At 41.6% G+C, this 26,571-nt stretch carries 21 protein-coding genes and 1 tRNA gene; 12 read left to right on the top strand and 10 right to left on the bottom strand.

Translation table 11 applies throughout. The annotated features are described in order from the left end of the window. The first annotated feature begins 374 nt into the window (after positions 1 to 374). A complete protein-coding gene (locus BV375_RS32880; protein ID WP_086768372.1) occupies positions 375 to 2,408 on the top strand; it encodes an FAD-dependent oxidoreductase in 2,034 nt (677 codons plus the stop codon). A gap of 138 nt (positions 2,409 to 2,546) precedes the next feature. On the opposite strand, the gene BV375_RS32875 is transcribed toward BV375_RS32880, so the two are convergent. The 4 genes from BV375_RS32875 to BV375_RS32860 all read right to left on the bottom strand — a co-directional run bounded on the left by BV375_RS32875 (position 2,547) and on the right by BV375_RS32860 (position 6,625). Beyond that, the gene (locus BV375_RS32875; RefSeq protein ID WP_086689210.1) at positions 2,547 to 2,816 is read right to left on the bottom strand and encodes a hypothetical protein; all 270 of its coding nucleotides are present in this window, start codon (positions 2,814 to 2,816) and stop codon (positions 2,547 to 2,549) included. A gap of 347 nt (positions 2,817 to 3,163) precedes the next feature. Then, entirely contained in the window at positions 3,164 to 4,354 is a 1,191-nt protein-coding gene (locus BV375_RS32870; RefSeq protein WP_243714123.1) for a SprT-like domain-containing protein, read from the bottom strand. Positions 4,355 to 4,704: 350 nt separating this feature from the next. Next, complete coding sequence (locus tag BV375_RS32865) at positions 4,705 to 5,487, bottom strand: MinD/ParA family protein (protein WP_086768370.1); 783 nt, start codon at positions 5,485 to 5,487, stop codon at positions 4,705 to 4,707. 70 nt (positions 5,488 to 5,557) lie between these two features. Continuing rightward, positions 5,558 to 6,625: a DUF3365 domain-containing protein gene (locus BV375_RS32860; protein ID WP_086768369.1), complete on the bottom strand. Its 1,068-nt coding sequence runs from the start codon at positions 6,623 to 6,625 to the stop codon at positions 5,558 to 5,560. A 699-nt stretch (positions 6,626 to 7,324) separates the two neighbouring features. On the opposite strand from BV375_RS32860, the gene BV375_RS32855 reads away from it, so the two are divergent. The 3 genes from BV375_RS32855 (at position 7,325) to BV375_RS32845 (ending at position 10,422) form a co-directional block, all read left to right on the top strand. Further along, positions 7,325 to 8,092, top strand: a complete 768-nt coding sequence (locus tag BV375_RS32855; protein WP_086768367.1) for a sterol desaturase family protein — start codon at positions 7,325 to 7,327, stop codon at positions 8,090 to 8,092. Positions 8,093 to 8,269: 177 nt separating this feature from the next. Then, complete coding sequence (locus BV375_RS32850) at positions 8,270 to 8,767, top strand: acyl transferase (protein WP_243714122.1); 498 nt, start codon at positions 8,270 to 8,272, stop codon at positions 8,765 to 8,767. Between the two features lie 140 nt (positions 8,768 to 8,907). Continuing rightward, positions 8,908 to 10,422 carry a GH3 auxin-responsive promoter family protein gene (locus BV375_RS32845; protein WP_086768363.1) on the top strand — a complete coding sequence of 505 codons (1,515 nt, stop codon included), beginning with the start codon at positions 8,908 to 8,910 and terminating at the stop codon, positions 10,420 to 10,422. A 209-nt stretch (positions 10,423 to 10,631) separates the two neighbouring features. Here BV375_RS32845 and BV375_RS32840 read toward each other — a convergent pair whose 3' ends face one another. Continuing rightward, positions 10,632 to 11,432, bottom strand: coding sequence for an SDR family oxidoreductase (locus tag BV375_RS32840; RefSeq protein ID WP_086768361.1), 801 nt, complete (start codon positions 11,430 to 11,432; stop codon positions 10,632 to 10,634). Between the two features lie 568 nt (positions 11,433 to 12,000). Between BV375_RS32840 and BV375_RS32835 the strand changes: the two genes are divergently transcribed. Next, on the top strand, positions 12,001 to 13,053 hold the full coding sequence (locus tag BV375_RS32835; RefSeq protein ID WP_086768359.1) for an AI-2E family transporter: 1,053 nt from the start codon (positions 12,001 to 12,003) through the stop codon (positions 13,051 to 13,053). A gap of 250 nt (positions 13,054 to 13,303) precedes the next feature. Here the strand turns inward: BV375_RS32835 and BV375_RS32830 are convergent, their stop codons facing one another. Both BV375_RS32830 and BV375_RS32825 read right to left on the bottom strand, forming a co-directional pair. Next, positions 13,304 to 14,350, bottom strand: a complete 1,047-nt coding sequence (locus BV375_RS32830) for a DUF1611 domain-containing protein (protein ID WP_086768357.1) — start codon at positions 14,348 to 14,350, stop codon at positions 13,304 to 13,306. Continuing rightward, positions 14,334 to 15,386 carry a dipeptide epimerase gene (locus tag BV375_RS32825; RefSeq protein ID WP_086768355.1) on the bottom strand — a complete coding sequence of 351 codons (1,053 nt, stop codon included), beginning with the start codon at positions 15,384 to 15,386 and terminating at the stop codon, positions 14,334 to 14,336. The genes BV375_RS32830 and BV375_RS32825 overlap by 17 nt, the downstream gene beginning before the upstream one ends. A gap of 215 nt (positions 15,387 to 15,601) precedes the next feature. Here BV375_RS32825 and BV375_RS32820 point away from each other — a divergent pair, with 215 nt between their 5' ends. Further along, positions 15,602 to 16,177 (top strand): NUDIX hydrolase, encoded by a 576-nt coding sequence (locus BV375_RS32820; protein WP_086768353.1) that lies wholly within the window; start codon positions 15,602 to 15,604, stop codon positions 16,175 to 16,177. After that, positions 16,174 to 17,004: a methyltransferase domain-containing protein gene (locus tag BV375_RS32815; protein WP_086768351.1), complete on the top strand. Its 831-nt coding sequence runs from the start codon at positions 16,174 to 16,176 to the stop codon at positions 17,002 to 17,004. The genes BV375_RS32820 and BV375_RS32815 overlap by 4 nt, the downstream gene beginning before the upstream one ends. 458 nt (positions 17,005 to 17,462) lie before the next feature. On the opposite strand, the gene BV375_RS32810 is transcribed toward BV375_RS32815, so the two are convergent. After that, positions 17,463 to 17,535 (bottom strand) — tRNA-Val (locus BV375_RS32810). Positions 17,536 to 17,617: 82 nt separating this feature from the next. On the opposite strand from BV375_RS32810, the gene BV375_RS32805 reads away from it, so the two are divergent. Next, on the top strand, positions 17,618 to 18,265 hold the full coding sequence (locus tag BV375_RS32805; RefSeq protein ID WP_086768349.1) for a metal-binding protein: 648 nt from the start codon (positions 17,618 to 17,620) through the stop codon (positions 18,263 to 18,265). Positions 18,266 to 18,334: 69 nt separating this feature from the next. Next, positions 18,335 to 19,147: a nucleoside triphosphate pyrophosphohydrolase gene (mazG, locus tag BV375_RS32800; RefSeq protein ID WP_086768347.1), complete on the top strand. Its 813-nt coding sequence runs from the start codon at positions 18,335 to 18,337 to the stop codon at positions 19,145 to 19,147. A gap of 328 nt (positions 19,148 to 19,475) precedes the next feature. Here the strand turns inward: mazG and BV375_RS32790 are convergent, their stop codons facing one another. Next, positions 19,476 to 20,687, bottom strand: a complete 1,212-nt coding sequence (locus BV375_RS32790) for a transporter substrate-binding domain-containing protein (RefSeq protein WP_086768343.1) — start codon at positions 20,685 to 20,687, stop codon at positions 19,476 to 19,478. 157 nt (positions 20,688 to 20,844) lie between these two features. Beyond that, on the bottom strand, positions 20,845 to 22,314 hold the full coding sequence (locus tag BV375_RS32785; protein ID WP_086768341.1) for an aldehyde dehydrogenase family protein: 1,470 nt from the start codon (positions 22,312 to 22,314) through the stop codon (positions 20,845 to 20,847). A gap of 208 nt (positions 22,315 to 22,522) precedes the next feature. Between BV375_RS32785 and BV375_RS32780 the strand changes: the two genes are divergently transcribed. The 3 genes from BV375_RS32780 (at position 22,523) to BV375_RS32775 (ending at position 26,457) form a co-directional block, all read left to right on the top strand. Beyond that, positions 22,523 to 22,804, top strand: coding sequence for a hypothetical protein (locus BV375_RS32780; RefSeq protein WP_086768339.1), 282 nt, complete (start codon positions 22,523 to 22,525; stop codon positions 22,802 to 22,804). A gap of 33 nt (positions 22,805 to 22,837) precedes the next feature. Next, positions 22,838 to 22,960: a hypothetical protein gene (locus tag BV375_RS38950; RefSeq protein ID WP_279432989.1), complete on the top strand. Its 123-nt coding sequence runs from the start codon at positions 22,838 to 22,840 to the stop codon at positions 22,958 to 22,960. A gap of 443 nt (positions 22,961 to 23,403) precedes the next feature. Further along, positions 23,404 to 26,457 carry an EAL domain-containing protein gene (locus tag BV375_RS32775; protein WP_086768337.1) on the top strand — a complete coding sequence of 1,018 codons (3,054 nt, stop codon included), beginning with the start codon at positions 23,404 to 23,406 and terminating at the stop codon, positions 26,455 to 26,457. Positions 26,458 to 26,571: the final 114 nt, after the last annotated feature.

Below are 26,571 nucleotides of genomic sequence, written 5' to 3'. Positions count from 1 at the left end.
TGATACTCCCCCTCAAGTGTTCCCTTTGTCAATAATCCTCTACCTGAATCCTTACGCAAAATGTTCAATTGCTTTGGGAATATCGTCCGTTAATAAAGTAAATTTTTCGTAACAATGCTTGGATGAAGAGACATTTTACTTTATATATTAATCCTATTTCATTTGTAAAAAAACAAAGTACATTTATATATCCTTCTTTCCTGTTCTCTATTCCCTATTCCCTGATTCAATAAGTAATTTCACAACTCCTATACGGATTGCTATATATTATCTCGGCGGATATTAAGCTGGAAATTTCCAGAAAAAACTTGAGTAAAACATTTATCAAATGCTACCGTCTACAGGTGAAATAGGATTTGAAGGGATTCTCAAAAATGAAGTCTAGACAAAAACTGGCTTGTGGACAGCAATCACTGATCAGTTTCAGCTTAATATCGGCTTTGCTTGCGCCTTATTCTGCTATTCTTGCCGCACCACCAAGAACCCCAGATAAAACTGTAAATTGTGAAATTTTAGTTGTCGGGGGTGGACTCTCTGGCGTCGCCACAGCTTACGAGGGCTTGCTAGCTGGACGAACTGTATGTCTAACAGAAATTACCGACTGGCTAGGGGGACAAATTTCTGCTCAAGGAACATCTGCATTAGACGAACGACCAACTCAGCGCGCTCTCAAATTCTATTCTCGCGGTTACTTGGAACTGCGCAACCGAATTCAACGCAAGTACGGTAAACTCAACCCTGGTAACTGCTGGGTAAGTGACTCTTGCTTTCTTCCCCGTGATGCTCACACCATTTTGGCTCAGATGCTCAAAGATGCCGAAAAAAAAGGCAAAGGCAAGTTGCAATGGTTTGCAAACACGGTGATTAAGGATTTAGAAATTAGCAGTGATGGGAAAATAATTAATAGTGCGATCGCTATTCAACATCAACCAGCAAAAGGTGCACTACCTCTCAATACTTATCCTTTATCTCAAACCATTGAAGATGCCTATACCTACGGCAATTCATCACGGTTTAGCAAAACTATTATTCGCTTAGTACCTAAGCAAAATCAAAAAACAATTCCAAATTGGTATGTCGTAGATACCAGCGAAACTGGGGAAATAATTGCCCTTGCTGATGTTCCCTACCGATTAGGTATTGATGAGCGTTCTTACCTTGAACCTTCTGCTTCTAGCTCCCAAAACGACCCCTATTGTCCTCAAGGTTTTACTTATACTTTTGCAATGGAGGCTACCAAAGATCCGCAACCCCAAACAATCCCTCCATACTATCCTCAATACGCTCCATACTTCAGTTATGAATTGCAACGCTTGGCAAACTTTGACTTAGTTTTCACTTATCGTCGCATTTGGAATCCCAAACAAGGAAAACCAGCAAAATTTGGTGGTGTCAATTTTACTGCCTCCACCCCTGGCGATATCTCCATGCAAAACTGGACTTGGGGTAACGACTACCGCCCCGGAACTGCTGCCGATAATTTAATTTATACTCGCCAACAGTTAGAAAGTAGTGGACAGTTGCAGCCTGGTGGCTGGATGGGAGGACTAAGAACAGATACCTTGCGCAAAGCTGAGGAAAATGCCCTCTCCTATTACTACTGGCTAGCTGCTGGGACAACAGATTCTCAACTAGGAAATGGTGTCAAGCAGCCGCAACCAAACAACCGCTTGTTAACAGGCCTAGATTCCCCAATGGGGACAGTGTCTGGTCTGTCGAAATATCCTTATATGCGGGAAGCACGAAGGATTATTGGCCGCCCTAGTTGGGGGCAACCTTCTGGCTTTGGCATCTGGGAAATTGATATTTCTCGCCGCAATTATAATGATGAATATTACCGCAAAACGCTGCCCGCAGATATGTATCGGCAGTTAAGAGCAGCACTGGCAGGCTTAGAGGCAACATCGGTAATTTCGGGGCAAATTTCACCAGACAAAGCAATGCGGCGGACTCGTTCTACCGTCTTTCCCGACGCTATCGGTATCGGTCACTACGCCATCGATTTCCATCCCTGCATGACACAAAGCCCTCCAGAAACACCTGGTAATACAGAACGTGCGGGTGAAAGACGGGGCGCGGGGCAAGCTTATCCCTTCCAAATTGCTCTTAGGGCAATGATTCCCCAGAAAATTGACAATTTAATAGTAGGTGGTAAAAGTATTGCTACCAGTCATATTGCTGCTGCGGCCTATCGAGTACATTCCTTTGAATGGTCTGCGGGTGCGGCTGCGGGAACAGTTGCAGCTTTTGCCCTCAAAAATGCTGTAGCACCTTACCAACTTGTAGATGACTTGCCCAAAGCAGAACCGCAATTAGAAGCACTCAAACGCCTTTTGGAACAAAACGGTAATCCTACTGCCTTTCCTGATACTTCGATTTTTAACGAAAACTGGGAGAATTGGAAGTAGAAATTAACAATAACTACGCATATATAACCCCTCTTTGTCCTAGTAAATATATAAACAAAGTTCGCGTAAGCGGACTTTAGAAAAGGGGGGTATTTAAAGCAATGCAAAATTCACATACCAGAGAATGTAGATTTATCATTATTTGTTTTGATCATTGTGCTGATTGGCTGGGGTTTCCACTTGCAAAGTATCCCCCTGTTTTTTAACTGAAAAATCAGGTTCACTTTTGCTAGTTTGCGCCAGACCAGCAGCCCCAGCAATTGCGGTTCCTGCAAGACCAAGACCAGCAGACCATTTTGCATCAGTAGTGTTGGGTGAAACTAAAACAGCAACACCAATTACAGCTCCAACACCAGCCATAAATAGGGGCGTGATGGCTCGAATTAAATCTGGGGTAAGAGATTTCATAGAAGTTCAATTATAGAGTTGATTTTTATCTAGACTTAAATACGCACTAGCCGATTCAAATTCCCGAATCTTCTCACTTTTTTATTAGTTGATAGTAATACCATTTCTTGATGAAGATGTTATTCAAAGGAAACAAAATACAACAGCATTAAGTCTCTATCACATCAAAAAATTGGCGCGATCGCTTGTCATACTTACTTGCTTGTAGTACTATTGTACTAACAAGAGATTGCTTTCAGTATCATCTTCCCCACTACCCCAGTGGGGTTTTTATTTTTGGTGCGGCATTTAAGAATAAGAAGATAGCTTAACTTGCTCAATCTTTCGCCAGGGAATCAATTCTCAGGCTAACTTTCGCCGGATGCTAACTTTTGCAGCCATCTCTGAGCTTCTGCATATAATTTGAATCGGCTTTCATCAGCACGAAACTCTGGAGTATGAACCATTCTTCTACCATTTACCCACTTTGTGCCGTGGTACTTATGCAGTAATTCGTGAAATAACACAAACTCAGTAACAAACTCAGGTATATTGGCATTATCCAGAGTCAAACTCATTACCACCCTATCTCTAGCTGGCTCATAGTGTCCGAACTTACGGTAAGTATTAATTTTGCTCCATGCAAGACGAGGTTTAACAAGATTTGCGCCAAAATACTCGTAGTTCAGTTTGTTAAATAACTCATCCAAGTTATAAAATTTACCTTGTGGGTTTTCTGAGATAACTTCAGCAATTAAATCAATCATCAGTACTACACTGCTGTATTCTTCGGAATTGGCAAACGAACGAATCAGTCGTGTACTATCTTGACTTTTACCATCAAGAACAGATTTGACTAATGCTTGTAAAACTTCATCGGACGCATTGATAAACCCTTCACTGATTGAAATATGAGCAAAGGTGCTAGATTTTTTACCTTTGTATAATCCTGCTAAATTAGTTAATTCAGTCGTAAGTTTGACCGAAGTTTGTTGATGTTTGTTGAGTATTTCTTGAGCAATTTGCCGCACTCTATAAGTGCTGATTAGGTGAAGTTGCAAATTCTGTTCATCTGTTAAAAACTTCATCCAAGAGTAGATTTGACGGGATGAACGAGTCAGGTTTGCTGGTGTAGTTTGTTGGTTAAAACATATTTTTTCAATTGTTGTGACTGTTTTAATTAAAGTGTGAGCTAGTTGTTGGATTTCGGCAGAGTTCGGATTTGCAGTCGAGGCTAAGTTAAAAATCTTCTCTAAAATAGTATTTTGTTGTGCTTTGATATTTTTGATGCTGATACTTGCAACCTGTGTTTGGGTTGCTTGACTTGAAGCGATGGGCAAATTACCCAAGTCAATACCTTTGAGAAAATAATAAGCTTCGCGGGAGCGTCTTGGTAAATTGTGAGGGGTGGTTTTGGCTTCAGCACATAACCGCTCAATAGTTTCAACTGAACTTTTAATAAATTGTTTAAATTCAGCAACCTTCTGGGTTGATAATCCATTTCTCAAGTCGTCTTGTACTGTTTGAGCAGTTTTCAAAATTCCGCGAATTTTTATCATGCTATTTTCTGTTTTGACAACTCCTATGTATTTGTGAGATCTCAGTTACCAAGAGACTAAGATAAACCAATAAGACGAAACCATGAAGTAATTTCTACCAAAACAAGCCTAGATTACTGTACCGGAACCTCACCCTTTACCAATTCTAGGGCGCCAAGCTATAGTCACAAGTTTTGCCAAAGACTTTATTGTCCCCCGTTGCGCTTCCCCGCGGGTAGCAGAATGTAGACGCTCCGCTCGTACTATAAATATTTTTATTCATCTACTTAAAAATAGCCATTAGAGATTAGGCAGAATTATCTTACAACCTATATTAAAAACTCTATAATTAATTACTGATAAATTACTTACTATTTACTGTGCATGATCTGTTTGGCGATCGCGTTTACTTCCTGCGTCCAAGCATGTTCGGGATAGCGCAAGCTGAAAATATCACTGCTACCTAGATGAAACATTTCCTCACATACAGGTAATATACCCGCCACAGTTGTGCTATAAGCAGTTTGTAACTGTTGCCGCAAAGCCGGAAAATTTAACTTTGGTAGTGCTTTATTCACTACCAACATGATTTTAGGAACATCTAACTTCCGTGCTACATCAATGGCGACAGCAGTACCTTGATAATCTTGGTGGTCTGGACGCAGGATGACGACTAAGATATTGGAAATAATGATCGAAAGCAGAGTTTCTTCGTTAATGCCAGGATGAGTGTCAATAAATAGATAGTCCAATTTCAACCGACGGCTGAGATCGCGAAAGCCATCGTTGAGTAACCGAGCATTGTAACCCTCACGCAGAATCCGAGATATTTCACCAGTCTTAATGCTAGAAGGAATTAGATAAATAGCACCACTCATACCAAAGTTAAAAGGTTTTGGTTTAATCTTCACCGTTTGGCTGACATCGTAAGCAGCCTGTTCTATTGCACAACGTCCCCAAAGATAATCATTAAGAGTGTAGCTAATTTTGTTCTCATCAAGACCAAAAAGGACGTGAATTCCAGGTGATTGAATATCAGTATCGACAATGCCAACCCGCTTACCAGAACGAGCAATCATTGTTGCCAGGTTTGCAGTTACGTTTGACTTGCCAGTACCACCACGGAATGAATGGACAGACACGACTTTAGACATGATGCCTCTCTATAAATTTAAAATTAAAAATTAGGTTGCACAACCTCATTTCACAACCATAAGTACTAAATTACTCGTCGTTATCTGACCATTTATTTCTAATATCTTTAGCTTCTGCATTTAATTTTTGGAAGTAGTCTGAACCTGCAATTTCTTCGACTTGCTGATTTTTCTTCGTTTGGTCAATTTGAACACGGAGTTGTTCCATCTGTCGTTTCCAGGCTTGCTCACGAGTTTGGATTTCATGCACCATGCGATAAAATACCTTGCCCAGCTTGCCTAATTCATCAGTACGCTTGGCAATCACTGCCAATTTTGTAAGTTCTAAATCTTTATCTCCTGTATCACCATCAATTGTATCCATACTAATTTTCTCAGCCAATTTAGCCATTGGTCTAATAGGCTGGAGGACGTTCTTTTTCAAAGAATAATTAATTAAAAGAATTACTATTGTAAAGATGAAAATAAAAATTCCGATAACTAAAGAGAAAGTCTGATGGGCACTTTCAAAAACTTTACTAGCTGGAACATAGATAATTTGAGTGGCAATAATTTCATCGAGCTTCCAGTTAAACCCATTTTCAGTGCCATAGGTTGCCACTTGACTTTTAGGCGCTTGGTCAGGTGTAGAATGACAGCGCAAACAACTCTGTTGTTTAATCGCCAGTGGTCTACTGCTGTAAAATAATTGCTCTCCAAATAAATTCCTAAAACCTGATAGAGTTTCCAATTTTGGATCTTGGCGAAAACTGTCTATCAGATTTGTTTCAAAATCGTCAGCTTTATCCCGTAAATTTGTCGGATTAATTGTGGCATCTTTGTAAAGAAAATTTGCATATTCTTTATGATTGCGCAGATTTTCAAAAACTTCTCTTGCGGAATAGCTGGGTACTACTTCTGGTGTAAATTGTGGCTGTTGTTCGGAGATGGACGATAATAAGGGACTGATATGATCATTAGTATAGTTCGTGACAGAGTTCATCATTTGTATTAGAACTTGTCCCCGATAATTGACTTCATCTTCGGCTCTTTGCTCAAGTACTTTGGATAAAGCAAACCCACTAATTAAGATGGTGCATAGGAAAACGACAAATAGGAGCAAGGTAAATTTTGTTGCCAGCTTGAGATTACCTAACATGGCTATAATCTTTTTTTAAGAGTAGTAATTGCAACATTGGGTGCGAGTAAATTTGTCAGGTATAGTTGCATCAAATATTTCTCTTCCAATGTCAGCAAGTTGCTAAACAGCACTATATTTACTTTATTGATTGTTGTTAATTTTGCGTAAATATGGTTTTAATTCTTTAAACAACTATCTTTATACTAAAATTTTTCTTCATAATATACATCTACAAAACGTCTTGAATTTTCCAACCAACTAAATAAGGACGCAATCTCTAACTTTTGTTGAGCAATTAGGCAAATATTCCTACAACTTTCGTCATGCACTTAGCCACGATCGCAAAATAGCGCCGTCACTATAGAATGTTGGGGCTACTCAAAGCCAGCCTGACGACCCGGACTGAATTGCTTTAGCCCATCTCTGTGGCTACCCTTAGGGAAGCCTGTTTGCACGTACATTTTTATAGCTCCATGCTTCCAGCCTTTGCCTTTACTTACATTTTTGTAACAGCTGAAGTATCGTGCTCTTGTGTAATCTTACTTAGAACTGAAGTTCTGTGTTATTAACCTCGGAATTGAATTCCAAGGTTCTTTAGCAACAAAGCGAGGTAGAGGAGTAGTCTATTTTTTCAATAATCAAACGGTAATACTAGTTGAAATAAAATAAATTTGATACGAATTTGATGATTTTTATTGGCAATTAAGAAATTAGGAAATGCTATATAAGAACTTGAATATCCAAAACTTGGCACAAATTTTAATTTTTGTTACTTTTCTAGGATTAGTTGGGTGGACGATTTGCGATCGCTTTGGTCGAACTCAACTCCAAGTGAAAAGTCGTGAAGATTGGTTACTAGATGCTATAGGCTTAACCATTCAAGGGATGTTAATTCCTTTACTACAAGCGACCTTAGTTTATTGGCTTTACAATAATTTATTACCCAATCAACAAGGTTATTTAAAATTATCACCAATTCTTAGTTTTATTATCAGTTTTGTTTTAATTGATTATTTATATTATTGGAATCATCGTTTACTTCATAGTAAATGGTTTTGGCAAGCGCATCAAGTGCATCATACAGTTACACAGATGGATGTATTAGGAACTTCTCGTAACACCCTCTGGACAAGTTTGCTAATTGTTTATTTATGGATACATACTTTGTTTGTATATCTATTAGCCGATCCAGCGGGTTATTTAGTTGGAGTTAGTCTTACTTCTGCGCTGGATTTATGGAGACATAGCCGCTTGCTAGTTTCTAAAAATCACTGGCTCTATCAATTTTTATTTCCTTGCTTAATTCTACCCCAGGATCATGCATGGCATCATTGTAACGAAGTTTTTAATTGCAACTATGGCGCTAATCTGAAAATTTGGGATAAGTTACATGGAACCTATTATGAAAGTCAGGAACCACCATCTGCAATTGGGATTTCTATGTCATTAAGCTTTACTCAAAAACTCTTGTTCCCATTTTCATGACTAATCTTGAAGCGCCATATCTGGGTTTTGCTGGACAATACCCACTCTACTTACTGACTTATTTTCATGACATTTTTAAGTACAATTCTTTCATTTTTTCCAACTTTTATATTAATGCTAACTGGGGCAGCAATAGTATACCTCGCCTATTCACCTAGCATTTTCAGTATTCTCGCTGTGTTGCTTTCTATTTACGGTTTACCAGTGATAGTTTACCGCTGGCATCAATGGGTATATCCTGTGCCGGAGGGCATTACTTATTTATGTGGGAAAGAATATAGCCCTTGGTGGGGTAGTCATCAAATTCAGGTAATTTATATTACAATTCCTGTTTTGGAAGCAGTTCTGCGGCTGATTCCGGGAGCATTTTCGTTTTGGTTGCGATTGTGGGGTGCTAAAGTGGGGCGAAATGTCTACTGGACACCAGGATTAGAGATTGCCGATCGCGGTTTGCTAGAGATTGGCGATCGCGTCATTATGGGTCATCGTGTCGGTATCTCTTCTCATGTGATCAAGCCCCGTAAGCAAAACTTAATGTTGTATGTCAAGAAAGTCAAGATTGGCAACGATGTCTTTGTGGGAGCCGGATCTATTTTCGCACCTGGTGTAGTCATTGGGGATGGCACATTCTTAACAATGGCCACAAACCTTTCTCCTAACCAGCAGGTGCCATAATACTAATTCGTAATTAAGCTACATTCAAATTAATATCATGCGTCCGATTAAGTACCTAAAAAGAATTAATTACACACCTTGTTTCTCTGTTGCCCGTTCCCCGTTCCCTGTTCCCTCTATACACCAATAAATTTAATTTTGTGCAACTATTTATTCAGCTTTTTGGGCAACTCCTCGCAGCAAGTGCAGGGCGATTCCACCAAGCATTAAACGCTCCTGAATCAATGCAGATATCTGTACAGAAAGAGATTTGCGATCGCCTGATTAAGAGTGAGTACGGTAAAGCTTTGGGAATTCGTTCTGTAGCAGATTGGCAACGTGTGCCGATTGTTGATTATGACGCACTCGAACCTTGGATTTTAGGACATAACAAACCTCAGCAAATTCCCCTCACGCCCGAACCAATTTTGTTCTATGAAAAAACCTCTGGTAGTAGTGGGGTGGCAAAATGGATTCCTTACACTCAGTCTTTGCGGCGATCCTTCAATCAGATGTTTTGTGTATGGGCGCATGATTTGATTGCACATGGCCCTAAATTCTCCACAGGTAAGCTTTACGCTTGTATCTCACCACAATTAAATCCTCCTGATTCCCAATCTTTACAGGATGATCTAGATTATCTAGATGTTTGGCTGCGGTGGGTACTGCGTCCCTGGTTGGTGATGCCAAATGGACTCAATCGCTTACATGACCCGCAGCTATTTAAACATCAGCTGGCTTTGGCATTATTGCAGGCTGAATCACTGGAAATTATTTGTATTTGGAGTCCTAGTTTCCTGCAAGTACATTTAAAACACATTCAGGAAAATCAGGAGTTATTGCAAGCCGAATTACACAACCGCATTTCACGCGATCGCTTGCAACTCCTCAGCGAAAGTAGTATTCCTTGGACACAACTTTGGTCAAACTTGAAGCTGATTTCTTGTTGGGATAGCGCCAATGCAGCAGATCAAGCTAAGGGATTGCGATCGCAGTTTCCAGGTGTGTTACTTCAAGGTAAAGGGCTACTAGCAACCGAAGCCCCAATGACGATTCCGTTGATTGTAGCTGGGGGCTATGTTCCGGTTCTTGATGAAGTTTTTTTCGAGTTCGAGGATGATACTGGTTCTGTGTATGAGTTACATGAACTCAGTATTGGAAAGGAATACACGATTATTTTGTCACAGAAGGGAGGTTTGTACCGTTATCGAATAGGCGATCGCGTCCGCGTGACTCATTGGTATCGCCAAACTCCTTGTTTAGAGTTTCTTGGGCGACATCAAGCCATCAGTGATTTGGTTGGCGAAAAGTTGCACGAAAGTTTTGTGGGTGATGCTTTAAATAGCATGAACTTACAAGGAACTCATTTTAAGAGTTTAGTTCCCGTTGCCAATCTACCGCACTATGTTCTTTTACTCGATTCGGCCAAAGAAACCCCAGAAATTATTGCCCAACAACTGGATCGTGCCCTATCACAGTCGCATCACTACTATCGTGCGCGATCGCTTGGTCAACTTGCTCCACCACAGGTTTTAATTTCCCATCAAATTCCTGAACTATTAGCCTTGCATCGCGCCTGCACTGGAAATATCTGGGGAGGCATTAAGCATCAAATTCTAGCAACATCGCCCATTAATACTGAACTTTTACAACAATTGAAATTAGATAATTCCTAATTGTTAATGAAGATATTTAGTCATTAGTAAAGTTGAGTAGGGTGTGTGTTACGGCTATATAAATGCTTGAGCATTTGTGCAAGTGAGAAATAGCCGTAACGCACCGTATTTCTGATTGCGTTACTATCTACATTAACGCATAGCTACACATAAGTCTCTGCGTCATCATCTGTTCCTTTCTTTTAGAGAATTGGTATAACTTGGCTGCACTAGTTTTTTTTGATTTCATGCATACTTTTGACAACTTTTGTTACCAAGCTTCTGGGTGTAAATCTTACACTTTCAGCCAATATCTTATTTCTTAAGCCAGGAACTACAACTGTTTTGTTTGCCATTAAACTGCGATAACCAATCTTGGCAACAGTTTCTGTATCCATCATTCTACTAACGCTAGAAATCTTGGAATCTTTCATCGCAGCTGCTTGTTGGAATTCCGTTGCTGTTGGCCCTGGACAAAGAGCAGTTACGGTGATACCTGTACCCTCTAATTCATTGGCAATTGCTTCTGAAAATGATAAAACATAGGCTTTAGTAGCAAAATAAACTGCCATTAAAGGTCCTGGTTGAAAGGCAGCAACTGAGGCAACATTTAATATTTTTCCATAACCTTGCTCTACCATATCCTTAAGGAATAACTTTGTTAAATGGGTGAGACTCACTATATTGACCTGTAGCATATTTAGTTCAGTAGTGAGGTCTGTTTCAGCAAATACTCCATAAGTACCGAATCCAGCATTGTTCACCAACACATCAACCTTGATAGATGCTTTTTGTAAATCTCGAAAAATTTCTTCTGGAGATGTTGGTATAGATAAATCCTTAGCAAAAATTTTGACAAAAATGTCAAACTTTTGTGGGAATTCATCCGCCATTTCATTAAGTTTTTCTTCTTTTTTATCTACTAACACAAGATTGTAACGATTCCGGGCAAAAATATATGCTAGTTGGTAGCCAATACCGCTAGAGGCTCCAGTAATAAGAGCAGTTTTTTGACGTTGACTTTTATTCATGTATGGTATTTATCTCAAAAATTTAGTGAAGTCGAGTTGATTAAACTAAGGTAGATGAGTAAATAAATAACAGTATTTCACGTAGAAATATCTTTGGTATAAATAGCCAAAGATTGTTAGTTTGCTAATAGTAATAGATAAATGCAACTAATTCAGTCAAGAAATTAACCAATAGTTAAAAAAACTGCGATGGAAAAAATCTTCCATTTTACAAGCCAATCTGCCCAACAAGATTGTTAAGCATAAATACTTGCTATGAATGTAGAAATTTGTCTAAAAGGATTTAAATTTATGGCAGCGAAATCTTAACTTTGTTTGAGGCCTGTGAGGCTAATATCGTAGCCTGTGCTACCTGCGATCGCTTGCAAAAATGATGGTATTAGGTGAAAGCTATTACTACTCCTCTATCTATCGAGAGAAGGCAGATATCTCAAGTGAGAGATTGTTAGATGACGGGATAGTGCCTATTCTACCGTTATAAGAAAAAACCACCTTTCCTTATTTTACTAAAGGTCTCAATCATGTCCAAAACAAATGGCGTGATGATGCATAGGAATAAATAATAGCAATGGCAAATTCTAGAGATACCGACAATGGATGGTCTCAGTTCACTCGTGGTGCACCATTAGCAGTAATGCTTGCGGTAGCATTTTACATCCTGTATCAACTTTTGCCAGTGTTAGAGCTAGTAGCTATTGCGGCATTAATTGCTTTAGTTTTGCGAACAATGCTGCGTTTGTTGCAAAATCTGGTTAAATCACAGGATGTTGCTGTTGTACTATTAATTGGATTAATTTTGGGCTTTGGCTTATTGCTTGCGACTGTAGTCATTCCTAGCGTGACAGTAGAGTCTCAAAAATTACTAGCTACATTGCCAACTTACCTCAATACATTAACAGGAGATGTTGAACAACTGCGCCGCAGATTCACTTTTATTCCTGACATCTCTCAAGCACTAATACAACTGCGGAATTTTACTAACCATTTATTGGGGGGAGTACCAGTCTTTTTGGGACAAGCTTTTAACTTAACACTAGAGTTATTAGCAACGCTAATTCTAGCGCTATACATGGCTTACGACCCTAATTCTTTAGTCAATGGGATTTTAAGGTTAGTACCTCGCCGACATCACCAACGGTTTAATCGAATCCTTAAAGCTTGCGAGACAAGACTGCGTGGTTGGATTTTTGGCACAGGAATTGCCATGTTATTTCTTGGTGCTAGCGCAACTTTTGGACTTTGGATTTTGGGAATTCCGTCAGCGCTTCCTTTTGGAATTATCGCGGGTTTATTCGAGATTATTCCTTACTTTGGTTCCATTGTCGGTACTTTTTTACCCGCTTTAGTGGCACTAAGCATTTCACCGTTAAAACTGGTATTTGTTCTGATACTATTTTTAGTGATGAATCAGATAGATGCCCACATTATTCAACCATTGGTAATGGGTCAGCAAGTTAATATCCACCCTGTGATGGTGATTTTGACGTTTCTAGTCATGGGTAGGTTATTTGGATTTATTGGTGTGCTGCTTGCTGTTCCAGCTGCGGCTATTATTGTGACGCTTATTGATGAGTTTACACTGAAAGAACCTACTTTAGAGGAAGCAGTCGCTCACAGGTAATTAGGAAATTCATTTTCTCTGGAAGAAACTTTTAAGATTTGATAAGCTAATAATCATTAAAATTGCATCTTTGCGTCTCCCTTTCTCCGCGTCGCCGCGTCTTTCTGAGGCTAGGGATTCTGCAACTTAAAGGCGGGTTAGCTTATTATCCATGTGTCGCATTCTTGTTTTAAAGTATAAACACAGATAAAAAATAACCCGCTTGTGGTAGCGAGTTGACAAATTTATTGGATTTCAAGCAACAGTAGAACTAATTCTTCATCACTGCATCCAACAGGACATTAGCGTCAAAACGTACTGCATCAGTACAGGGTAAACCTGTTTGTTGTGTGGTTTGTGCGATCGCTTCTTTAGCCGCAAGCTCATCTAAATGAGCAGTATTCAACGCTATAGCGACTACACGTACAGGTGCAAAGGCACCGGCAGCACTAGCAACAGTTTCATAAAGCCGAATCACTTCTGGTAAAGGCGGAATCGGTACATGAGGATTATTGCGGTTATGAGTTTGTCCCACCCGATGAACTAATATGAGTTGAGTTGGTTGGGAACCACGGATTAAAGGCAGAGTTGCCGTTGAGCCTGGATGCAACAGTGAACCTTGTCCTTCCACATGCACAATGTCATAGTTTTTGCCATAGCGCATCAGCATTTGTTCGACAGCACCAGCAGCAAAATCTACCCGCACGGCATCCAAGGCTATACCATCTCCTTCTAACATCACACCAGTTTGACCAGTGGCTAAGAATTTAGAACGCCAACCCCTAAGTCGTGATGCCCAATGCATTTCTAGGCTGGTTGACATTTTACCAATTGCCATGTCAGTTCCCACAGTCAACACCCGCCGACAAGGGAGGGTGCGCGCTAGTCCACTAGCAACACCTATATTAGGTGGTTCTTTGCGCACATCCCAAATTAATTGCCCCGGTTTCAGCAGTGCATTTAACTCTGGCATGGTTGCCAATGGTGTGTGTAAACCGTTCACCAATGACATCCCAGCTTCTAGGGCATCTTTAATTTCATGCCAGTAATCATCTGGCACAGCACCGCCTTTGGGAGCAATGCCAATTACCAAAACTTGTGGCTTGTATTCCAAAGATGCAGCTACTGATGTCACAATCGGAACATCACGCTTAATACCTGTAATTTCTGGTAAAGATTTTCCTGCACATTCGCGATCGATAACGGCGACGATTGGGGCTTCACTGTAGCGTAAAAGTGACAACCCTGTTTTGCCCTGAGTTCCAGCAGTTCCCTCATGCAGCAAAATAGCTATTCGTTGATTAAGTGGCAGACGCACTATGTTGTACCCCCAAACCTGGTAAATCGTTGGGCAAAACTCTCCCTTGTTGAATCGATGCACCTGTAAAAGGATCGTCGATTAAGTTGAGATGACTATCTAAATCTAAATAATTAGCTAGAGGTGCTAGCTGTGCCGCTGCTGTATTCGCTAGCGAACTATCAGAATAGCAACCAAACATAACTTGCAAACCATAGGCTTTTGCTGTATGTACCATTCGTATTGCTTCTGTTAAGCCTCCTGATTTCATAAGTTTGATATTAATGCCATCCACATAGTTTGCTAGTTGGGGAATATCAGTGCTGGTAAAGCAACTTTCATCAACAAAAATCGGCAGAGGCGTATGCTCCTTTAATGCTGCTAAACTTGTTTCCTCTCCCCGTGGCAGTGGCTGTTCTACATACTTTATACCTAAATCAGCTAGCCAACTACACATTTCAATAGCATCGCTCAAACTCCAACCACCATTAGCATCAACAAAATAATCCAAATTTGGTGCTTCTTCTCTGAGTGCTAATAACATTTTCCGATCTGCATCTATGCCATCCGGATTACCTAGCTTCACCTTGAAAAGACGGACATCTGTAAATTGTAACCAGTCTCGTGCCCTAGCTCGCGCTCCTTCGGGAGAATTTATACCAATGGTTACTGAAGTTGGTACTATGACATTGCGATCTAGTCCCCAGAGTTGCCACAGCGGTAAGCCTACACGCTTACCTAGCCAGTCGTGCATGGCCATATCCAGCGCCGCCCTAACTGAAGAAGGAACCTGCACTGTTATTAACTCTTGCTCAACTTGCTGCCGTTGCAACGGGCTAAAAGCTTGCAACATCGGTGTAAGTTGCTGCAAAGCATATTTGATTTTATCGGTTGATTGCGAATGATTACCGACACCAAATGGTGACGCCTCCCCCCAGCCTTCAATCCCATCCTGGGAAACACTCACCCATATATTTGTTGTCTGTGCAGTTGTACCCCGACTAATCGTCAAGGGAAACCGCTTGTTGACAGTAAATATTTGAACCTGAATTTCCATAAATATTTCTATCTAAAGCTAAGGCAAATAACACAAATATCACAGTGTAAGTCTAAAGCTTAGTTAGTTTTATACATCTGTTATACTTTTTTACACACTTTTAATTACCAAAATTTATAGATATTTCTGCCAGATTATATAGTAAACCTAAATCAGGCTCTAAAAAATATATTGCCTACCTCTATCAGTAAGTAGACAAATCAAATAAAGTATTTATGCAAAAACTCAAAAAATGGACAATCCTAAAATCAAAGATGGTATTGGATCATCCTTGGTGTAAGGTGAGAAAAGATGAAATAGAATTACCTAATGGGACAGTTATCGATGATTATTTTGTTAATCTCAAACCAGAAGTAGCTTTAATTTTACCGATAACTAGCAATCAAGAAATTGTATTTGTTCGTCAATATAGACACGCTGTAGGTGAATTTTTTATAGAACTTCCAGCAGGCAGCTTCGATCCAAAACAAGAGAGCGCCGAAGTAGCAGCAATTAGAGAATTGGTAGAAGAAACTGGTTATATTACTCAACAAGTGAGAAAAATCGCCACACTATACGATAAGCCCAGTAAAGATACTAATCAAATCCATTTATTTTTAGCAGAAAATGTCATAGAAGTTAGAGAACAACAGTTAGATATTACAGAAGAAATAGAAGTTATATTAATTCCTGTAGAAACAGTTTTAGAGAAAATTGCTCAAGGTGAAATTGCTGTAGCAGGTAGTGTGGCGGCGCTTTTCTTAGGTTTAAATTTTCTCAATGCAAGCAAGTACTCAGGAGGTAGAAAATGACGGATTATCCTCCCACAGATCGCGAAGCTTTTAAGCAATTCGAGCATGACGGATTCTCTAGAGTGGCGCAAAGATACGATCGCGCGATCGCACAAGTTACATCTCAGGTAAATGAAACCATCTTAGATGCAGTCAAGACGGGGTATGGTACTCAATTACTGGATGTCGCCTGCGGGACTGGGTGGCTTAGTGCTGCCGCAGTGAGAAGGCAAGCCATAGTTACTGGATTAGACTTTGTAGAAAATATGGTATTCATTGCGCGATCGCGGTGTCCAGAAGCAGAATTTTATACTGGAGACGCTGAAAATCTGCCTTTTGAGTCTGGTAGGTTTGAAGCGATCGTCTGCAACTTAGGCATCCTCCATTTTCCCGATCCAGAAAAAGCGATCGCTGAATCCTGGCGAGTACTCAAACAAGGAGGGCGCTATGCCTTTACCTGCTGGACACCGCCGACGCGTAATCCTTTCATGAAACTGGTTTTAGGCTCAGTGCAAACTCACGGTAGCATCAACGTAGATCTACCTCCGGGACCGCCCCTGTTCCGCTTTGGCGACCCCGCAGAATGTGAAACAGCCTTGAGAATTGGCGGATTCACATCAGTATCTGTCACCGAACTGCCTATATTGTGGACTTTCCCCACACCTGAAGATGTAATACTAACGGTAGTTTCAAGTACGGCGCGCCTTGGGCCGATGCTAGCAAAGCAAAGTGAAGAACAACGAAAAAATATTGAAAACGCAATTATCGAGGGAGCAAAGAAATACGCTACTGACAGTGGTATTGAAATTCCTGCTTCTGTGGTGCTAGCCGTAGGCTCCAAAGCATGAGCTAAACAGTGATACACGCAAATTTATGCAGCTTCTTCAGTTGTAGCTGTGCGATCGCCTAGGTTGAGCGTTGCGCTATTGCTCTTAGTAATGCAACTTTTCCTCTCAGGATTTTTTATTAACTAGGGCGATTGCACTCAGGTTTAGGGTGGGCAATGCTAGCCCAGTTAATATCGCATTCCCCAAAGCAAGTAATTGATGAGATACTGATTGCTGGCTATAAGTGCAAGCGCACACAAAAACCAAAATTCACCGCACTCGATGACAGCAAGCGCGATGTTATGTTATCCAATCTCCAAGACAGCTAAGGAGTCGTGTAAAAATAAGTTGAACAATTTAATATTTGTAATGCGAGCATCTTGCCCGCGCGAGCAAGATGCTCGCATTACTTATTTTTATTTGATGCCTAAAAAGGCTAGAAACAGCTTTTAACCTGTCTCTAGCCTTAATTAACGTGATGGGCAGTACCAGACTCGAACTGATGACATCCTGCTTGTAAGGCAGGCGCTCTACCAACTGAGCTAACCGCCCATTGCATTCACAATTAAACAATATAGCAAAATAATTCTAATCGCGCTAGTATTTTTGAGAAAAAATTTTTGAGAACCTTCAGATGCCCTCTGGTCGAACGCACGATAGCATTACGCTGTATGCTCTGCCGTTTGTGGCGGGTGTGACTTTCTGGCAGACTCGCAGTAGCAATGTGACTTTACTCGTTTCCGGCGGGTTTCTGTTTGGTGGGCTGATGTTCGGCCCAGATTTAGATATTTACTCGATTCAATACCAACGCTGGGGTTTCTTACGCTGGATTTGGCTACCTTATCAAAAAAGTTTGCGTCATCGCTCTTTTTTATCCCACGGGCCAATTATTGGGACGACGCTACGAGTACTTTATCTGAGTTGCTTGCTAGCTATTGTGACAATTTTCGTATTAGCAATTGCTGAAAAGCTCTGGAATATTGCATTTATTTGGCAAAACGTCGGTGGAACAGTCAAGCGATCGCTAACGAGTTATAGTACTGAATTCCTCGCCTTATTCTTGGGTATGGAACTCGGTGCTATGAGCCATTCTCTCAGCGATTGGGGCGGTTCGGCATACAAGCGTGTCAAAAAACAAGGCATCCGTGCTTTACTTCCCAGTGGCAAAATTAAGAAACGTAAATCAACTAAAACAGGTCGGCGGGTTACGGGGGCGAAGACGCGGAGACGCGGGGACGTAGGGACAAGGGGGACAAGGGGGCAAGGGGACAAGGGAGAATAATGAATGATGACTCTTGCCTATTGACTCTTGACTAATGACAAAGGACTAACAACAAATGACTAATAACAAATGACTATGAATAATACTTTAGCGGCGTTACAAGAATTAATTGAGGTGGTGGCAAAGTTGCGATCGCCTGATGGTGGTTGTCCTTGGGATTTAGCGCAAACACCGGAGAGTTTGACACCTTATGTAATTGAGGAAGCTTATGAAGTGGTGGATGCGATCAAGAGTGGCGAGCAAAAAGCGATCGCAGAAGAATTAGGAGATTTATTATTACAGGTAGTATTGCAAGCTCAAATCGCTAGCGAATCAGGACAATTTTCTCTTAAAGAAATCGCTGAAGGCATTTCGCAAAAGTTGATTCGCCGTCATCCCCATGTGTTTGGTGATGTGACGGTGGCGAGTGTCGATGAGGTGCGGCAAAACTGGGAAGAAATCAAAGCCGCAGAAAAGGGTCAACCATCTCCAGAAAATCAAAAACTCAGTGCTAAACTCAGTCGCTATGGGCGTAGCCTTCCGCCATTAATGGCGGCGATGAAGATTTCCGAAAAAGCTGCGGCGGTGGGGTTTGAATGGGAAAATATTGACGGGGTGTGGGCTAAGTTTCATGAAGAGTTGGCAGAATTTCAACAAGCTTTAGCGGAAGAAACCCCGGAAGCACAACAAGCAGAATTAGGCGATTTACTATTTGCAGCTATTCAGCTAGCCCGTTGGCATGACCTCGATCCTAGCGCTGGTTTGCAAGGCACAAATCAGCGATTTATCCAACGGTTACAAAAAATGGAGGCAGTTGTTGACCGCCCCCTTTCAGATTACAGTTTGGAAGAGTTAGAAGCTTTGTGGCAACAAGCAAAAGCGCAAATTGCTCAGGAAGGGTAAGTTTGGAAAGGCAGTGTTTCGACTACGCTCAACAACCGGGCAGAGGGCAGAAATAAGTTATAGGCTTGTGATGTTAATGCATCGCCCTGTAATTGAATTGCATCGGCTTGTTATATTAATGCATCGCCCTGCAATGCGATTGCATCGGCTTGTGATGTTAATACATCGCCCCGCAATTCAATTGCATCGGCTTGTGATGTTAATGCATCGCCTTGTAATTGAATTGCATTGGCTTGTTATGTTAATGCATCGCCCTGTAATTGAATTGCATTGACTTGTTATGTTAATGCATCGACCTGCAATGCGATCGTTATTCCCAATGCCTAAATTAAGATTTCTTGGCATCGAACCACTTATCATAAAGCGATTGATAAGTGCCATCCTCTCTGAGACTCAACAATGCACTATTAATTTGTTTGCGGTACGAACTGTTATTAGGCAGGACAATACCGTAGTTTTCTTCACGGAAAACACTACCAACAACCTCTACTTTGCCTTGACCTTGATTAGCAGCATAAAACAGAAGTACGGGAGCATCAAACACCACAGCATCAGCTTTTTTAGTTTGTAGAGCATTGTAAGCTTGCTCAATTTTAGGTACTTCTAGGACTGAAATCTTATGTTCACGCAGATATTTCGCTGCTGTACTACCAGCAGTTGTTGCTACTACCTTACCCGGTAAATCGTCTACACTCCTAATATCTCCTTGAAGCTGCTGCACAGTTAGCGAAGTGGTAGCGGCGGCTGTAAAGTAGGCTACGAACAAAACGCCGATAAACATCCAAATAATAGCTATTACCCGTCCCAGTACACCCTTGGGCATTTCGTCGGCTTGAGTTGCTAATGTTGCAGCTGCCCACCAACAGGCTTTGAAAATTCCCGGGAAGTATGATTTATCAATCATTCCTTCTTTGTGATTGCGTTCAGACAACCAAATTACATGAGCTGCTACGACAATCAGCAGCAAAGCAATGCCAAATACCTGCAAAAGAGTCGTAGAAAACAACAATTGCAAAATATTAGAAAAGGCACTGCCATTAGCTTCTGGGGGTCGTACCATAATCTGAAGCCCAGCCGCAAACATCGGTAAAGAGAAATCAAAATTTTCCTGTCGTTCGGCGGTAATGGAGATTGCTGCAATTCCTAAGTTTGCTTGGCCATCTTTAACAGCAGAGAGCAAATCCGGTACAGTTGAATACTCAACAAATTTAGACTCCATACCTAACTTAGTAGCAATGCTGCGCCAGAGGTCAATACTGAAGCCAGATAGTTCACCTTTATTGGCAAATACAAAAGGTGGGATTACACGTGTGGCTACTACAAATGATTTTGTTGATGGTTCAGGTGGTTTTTGAGCTAGTCCGGGGTTCACTACCGACAGCACCAGCAACATCGCCATCAGTCCGCTTAATAATGCTAGCCAGATATGCCTTGAGGAATGTCTGCTTTTGTTTTTACCGTAACCTCTGTACAAGTAGGCAATCTGGCTCTTCCACCCAATCCTAAATTGGCGAAATCTACTAGCGATTGCAGTTATCATAATAATTTTCTTGGGGTTGTATGCAATATCTATATATCATTCCCAACCCATCACAAATATCACATTCATAACCCCCCTTACACCCAATTTTTCAAAGGGATAAGGGGGGATAAATCAGGCTCAGACTCAACTAACGCTAGGGCATCAAAAAACAGATTTACAATTTGATGGTAACGGTTTTAACTTCGGTGTATTGTTGCAAGCCGTACTCGCCCAATTCTCGACCAATACCAGACTGCTTGAATCCACCAAAAGGTGCGGCGGCGTCGAAAATGTCGTAGCAGTTGACCCAAACTGTACCAGCACGAACATTATTTGCGATCGCGTGGGCTTTGGTAATATCCTGAGTCCACACGGCGGCGGCGAGTCCATACATGGTGTTGTTTGCCCGTTGAATCACCTCATCAATGCTCTTAAATTTGATGATGCTCATCACAGGGCCAAAGATTTCTTCTTGAGCAATCTTCATGTCATCGCGGACATCAGTAAAGACTGTGGGTGCAATAAAGAAACCTTTATCTCCTACACGGCTACCACCGCAAAGCATTTGGGCACCATCTCGCATTCCTGACTCGATGTAACCCATTACTTTGTCGAATTGTTCTTTGTCTACTTGCGGGCCTTGTTCTGTGTTTTTATCAAAAGGATCGCCAACAGCTCGCTTTTTAGCTCTTTCTACAGCCAAGGCGACAAAATCGTCGTAACATTGTTCTTCCACAAATAACCGCGAACCAGCGCAGCAGCATTGACCTTGATTGAAGAATAAAGCTTGGTGGGCACCTTCTATTGCTTGACGCATATCAGCATCAGCAAAGACGATGTTAGGACTCTTACCACCCAGTTCCAAAGTGACGCGCTTCAGGTTACTCTTGGCAGCTGCTTCCATAATCAGATGCCCGACTTCAGTTGACCCAGTAAACGCTACTTTGTCAATATCCATGTGGCGAGCGATCGCCGCCCCGGCAGTTGGGCCGTATCCTGATAACAGATTCACCACACCAGGCGGGAAGCCAGCCTCAACAATCAACTCCCCTACCCGCAGTCCTGATAAAGGTGTCTGTTCAGCCGTTTTCATCACCACAGTATTACCCGTAGCCAAAGCTGGTGCTAGTTTCCACGCCTGCATTAATAGTGGGAAATTCCACGGGATAATTTGACCAACCACACCCACAGGCTCATGGCGTGTATAGCAGAAATAAGGGCCGTTAATCGGGATGGTTTTGCCTTGCACTTTATCCGCCCAGCCTGCGTAGTAGCGGTAGCAAGCGATGACTAATCCCAAGTCACCCAAAGCATCGTGTACAGGCTTGCCATTATCTAGAGTTTCCAGCCGTGCCAACTCATCAATATTCTGCTCAATTAAGTCAGCTAGTTTGTAAAGTAACTCGCCGCGCTTAGTTGCAGACATCTTGGGCCAGTCCCCACTGGTAAAGGCTTTACGGGCTGCTTGCACAGCTTTATCCACATCTGGAGCGTCTGCCTCTGCTACTGTACAGGTAGTTTCGCCTGTAGCTGGGTTAATAGTTTCAAATCGACGGCCGCTGACACTTTCTACCCACTCGTTATTAATCAGCAGCTGGGTTGGGCCGATTTTGACCTGTTGTCCTGGTACTGTTGCTGTAACCATCAGGTCCTCCTTAAGCTCAGAAAAAATTTGCTTAAATCTATTAATTATGTTTCCTCGGATACAGGATTTTAGGTGAGTTTCTTTATAAATTTTTAGGCTTTTTAATGTTAGGACATGCTGCCATTTTTTCTTAATTTATGCTTAGAACTAAAATCACAAAACTGATTTTGGGAATACTGAAATTAGTATTGAGTCGGTAGGAACCATTGTGCGCGTGTCATTGCATCAACCAGGTGATACGATCGTCGATCCTGCAAAGCAGCCCCTGAGCGATCGCGATCGCATTATTGATATTTTGGGTGAAGGAAATAGCGGTATTACCTATGCTGCGGAAGATTTAACTGAGTCAAGTGTCACTGTGGCACTAAAAGTTATATCGCTTCAGCAAACAAGCAACTGGAAAGTTTTAGAGTTATTTGAGCGTGAGGCTAAGGTGCTGGCGCAACTTCAGTATCGGGGAATTCCGCACTATCTAAATTCTTTTCAATAACTAATTACACAATGTCCGCTGCAAACGCTCGCAATGACTGTAATTAATTTTGCGTCGTTACTTACTGAGCGCGATCGCCGATTTTATATTGTGCAAGAATTGGCTAAAGGAAAATCTCTGCCTACATGGGAGCAACAGGGATACAGCAAAAGTTAAGAAATTCTATAGATTTAGAATCCAGTTTTATTTTTGAAAAAATCGCCTATTCCTCTCTTTCCTATTTTCTTGTTCCCTGCCTCTAGAGTAAGTTCATAAATCAAATAGGAATGCCATACATATATAAAGTTTTTGTGAAAAATATAATTAAATCTATCTAAAGAAGTAAAGTTAAGAATAGCTTAAGAATTAACTTTGACAAACAATACTTAGCACTTATAAATTCGGAGATGCCTAACCCGAAGCAGTTATGCTGTTTTCGGATAGCTGTGCTTTATGCTACAAAATTTCCTTGAGAATCAATTAAATTTCTAGATTTATAAAAGCAAAATCACTGCCTTTCTCTTCTACTGGTGTATGAGTACTGTAAGTTAAGTTGTCAGAGCTTGTCGGCAGGGTTGAAGTTTGGCTGATTTTTTGTGGCAATTTATAAAACTATAACAATGGTTTTTACTCAAGGCTACGTGTATAAAAATCAGAATAGGTTAAGCAATCTTAACAAAAACCTAGCACCCTTAATTAAGGAGTGCACTGCTGAGTGCAAAAATTCGAGTCGAATGTTACTTGCGGAAGTGGAGGCTTGTAAGCAGTCGAAACTAGATTGGCAAGAACTACTCAACTCGTTTGCAGAACTCAGCCCATTTCCTGTCGCAATTGTGTGCTTGGAAAGCAATCAAATTTTATTTAAAAACCAGAATTTAGAACCTTTTTTTGGAGTTGAGTCGAGCAAAACCCTCGACAAAATCACCCCTGATTTTTACGCCAATCCTGGAGAGTGGAATCAGTTGGCTAGTCAGCTTCAAAGTGGCAATTCCGTTAAGCATTGTGCAGTACAACTCAAAAGAGTTAACGGAGATACCTTTACATCTAAAATTTCTGCCAAAGTCGTTAATTACGAGGGTAAGCTGGTGGCGCTGTTCATATTCATGGATATGAACACCCAAAAGCTAGGAGATGCAATTGAAATTACAGATGTTCAGGCAAAGTTGGAATATGTAAACCCTGCTTTTGCCCAAGCACCAGCGATCGCACTCCAGCAGCCAGAGACACGCTTACATCTGATGGAACGTGCGATCGCTGCTAGCAGTAACGGGATTATTCTCACAGATCCCAATCAACCAGACAATCCAATTATTTACGTCAATCCAGCTTTTGAAGCCATTACAGGCTACTCCGCAGATGAAGTCATTGGACGTAACTGCCGCTTCTTACGCGGAACCGACCATAACCAGCCAGCCTTAAGCGAGTTGCGTACAGCCATACAAGAACAAAGAGAATGCCATGTTATTTTACGCAATTATCGTAAAGACGGGACTCTGTTTTGGCATGAACTCTACCTAGCTCCTGTGTTTGATGCCCTTGGGTATTTAACTCACTTTATTGGTGTTCAGACCGATATTACCGAGCATTTGCAGGCTCTTGAGACTTTACGGCAGCGAGAAGAACAGTATCGCCGCATTGTGGAAACGGCAACTGAAGGCATCTGGGTACTTGATGAGAATAACCAGACCTCCTTTGTCAACCAACAGATGGCAACTATGTTGGGCTACACGACAGACCAGATGCTGGGTGCGACGCTGTTCTCCTTTATGGATGCAGAGGGGGTGGAGATTGCTAACACCTACCTTGAGCGTCGTCATCAGGGAATTAACGAGACACATGATTTCAAATTCCGCTGTCAGGACGGCTCAGATTTGTGGGCCATCGTTTCTTGTGCCCCAATGTTTGACGAGCAAGGGAATTATGCTGGGGTCTTAGGGATGATTACTAACATCACCGATCGCAAACTGGCAGAAGACGCTTTACAGGAAAGCAAACAACGTCTGGATGGAATTTTGTGTTCTATTGAAGATGTCGTCTGGTCGATTTCAGCCGATACTTTTGAGACCCTCTATCTCAATCCTGCTGTCCTAAAGATTTATGGTCGTCCGGCATCTGAATTCTTTGATAACTTGAACCTTTGGTTTGAAGTCATTCACCCAGAGGATCAACAACGGGTTCAGGCTGCAATTCAACCGTTATTCTTGACTGGAAATCAAGAACTAGAATACCGAATTATCAGACCTGATGGACAGGTACGCTGGCTCTTGAACCGCAGCCATTTGACCTATAACACTAGTGGTCAGCCTGTTCGCATCGAGGGAATTGCTACAGATATTACTGAGCGTAAACAGATGGAGGAGAAGTTAGTCCGCCATGCGTTCTACGATGCTCTTACTGGGTTGCCCAACCGAGTTTTATTTATGGACAGGTTAGGACAAGCCATAGAAAGAGTAAAGAGCTACCCAGATGACTTATTTGCCGTTCTATTTCTAGACCTCGATCGTTTTAAAGTTGTCAATGATAGCCTCGGACACTTGGTTGGCGATCAACTACTGGTAGCATTTGCCCAACGCCTGCAAAGCTGTCTACAGTCTGAAGATATTGTGGCTCGTTTAGGCGGAGACGAGTTTACAATCTTGCTTTCCGACATTAAAAGCATTGACGACGCTACCCGGATAGCGGAACAAATCCATCAATTACTCAAGTTACCGTTCAACTTACATGGATATGAAGTATTTACAACTGCCAGCATTGGCATTGCCTTAAGTACGACTGGCTATAATCAACCTGCTGATTTGCTCCGAGATGCTGATACTGCCCTGTACCGTGCTAAAGAGCAGGGTAAAGCTTGGCATATTGTCTTTGACACTACTATGTATGACCGAGCAGTAGCGCTTTTGCAGTTAGAAACCGACTTGCGCTGGGCAATAGAGCGTCAGGAGTTGCAAGTTTTCTATCAGCCAATTGTGTCCGTTGCCACAGGAAAGATTACAGGATTTGAAGCCCTAGTTCGCTGGCAGCATCCAGAACGAGGACTCATCTCACCAAGTGAGTTTATTCCAGTAGCCGAAGAAACTGGGCTAATCGTCCCGATTAGTCAATGGGTACTACGTGAATCTTGCCAACAGTTGCGGCAGTGGCAGCTACAATTTCCAGCAATGAAGCCCTTGACGATCAATGTCAACCTTTCTGGTAAACAGTTTTCTCAACCCCATCTAGTTGAGCAAATCGACCAAATTCTGCAAGAGACTGGTCTTGATCCCAGTAGCTTAAAGCTAGAAATCACTGAAAGTGCAATTATCACTAGCCCTGAAAAGGCTGCTACTGTTCTGGAAAAACTCAAAGCTTTTGGTCTGCAATTATGTATTGATGACTTTGGGACAGGTTACTCATCCCTAGCTTATTTGCACCATTTCCCTATTGATGTTCTAAAAATTGACCGCTCTTTTGTCAATCAAATCGATCGCGATGGTGACCAATTGGCCATTATTCGAGCCATTATTACCTTGGCGCACAACCTAGGGATGAGTGTAGTTGCGGAAGGGGTAGAAACGATCAACCAGTTGGTACAACTTAGATTGTTGGAATGTGACCAAGCCCAAGGTTACTTGTTCTCACGTCCTTTAGATAGAGAAAAAACTAGTGCGTTGCTAGCGTCTAAGCTAGAGTTTTAAAGGCGATCGCAACTACCGTAGTTTCTTCAGGAGGTAAAAGGCCATTTGCTACAAAAAAATAGGGGCAGTGATTCACTGCCCCTAGCAAATTACAGCTTGGATAAATTAGAAATG

The sequence above is a fragment of the Nostoc sp. 106C genome, from assembly GCF_002154725.1.
Taxonomy (GTDB): Bacteria; Cyanobacteriota; Cyanobacteriia; order Cyanobacteriales; family Nostocaceae; genus Aulosira.
This window is presented reverse-complemented; position numbering and strand designations above follow the sequence as displayed.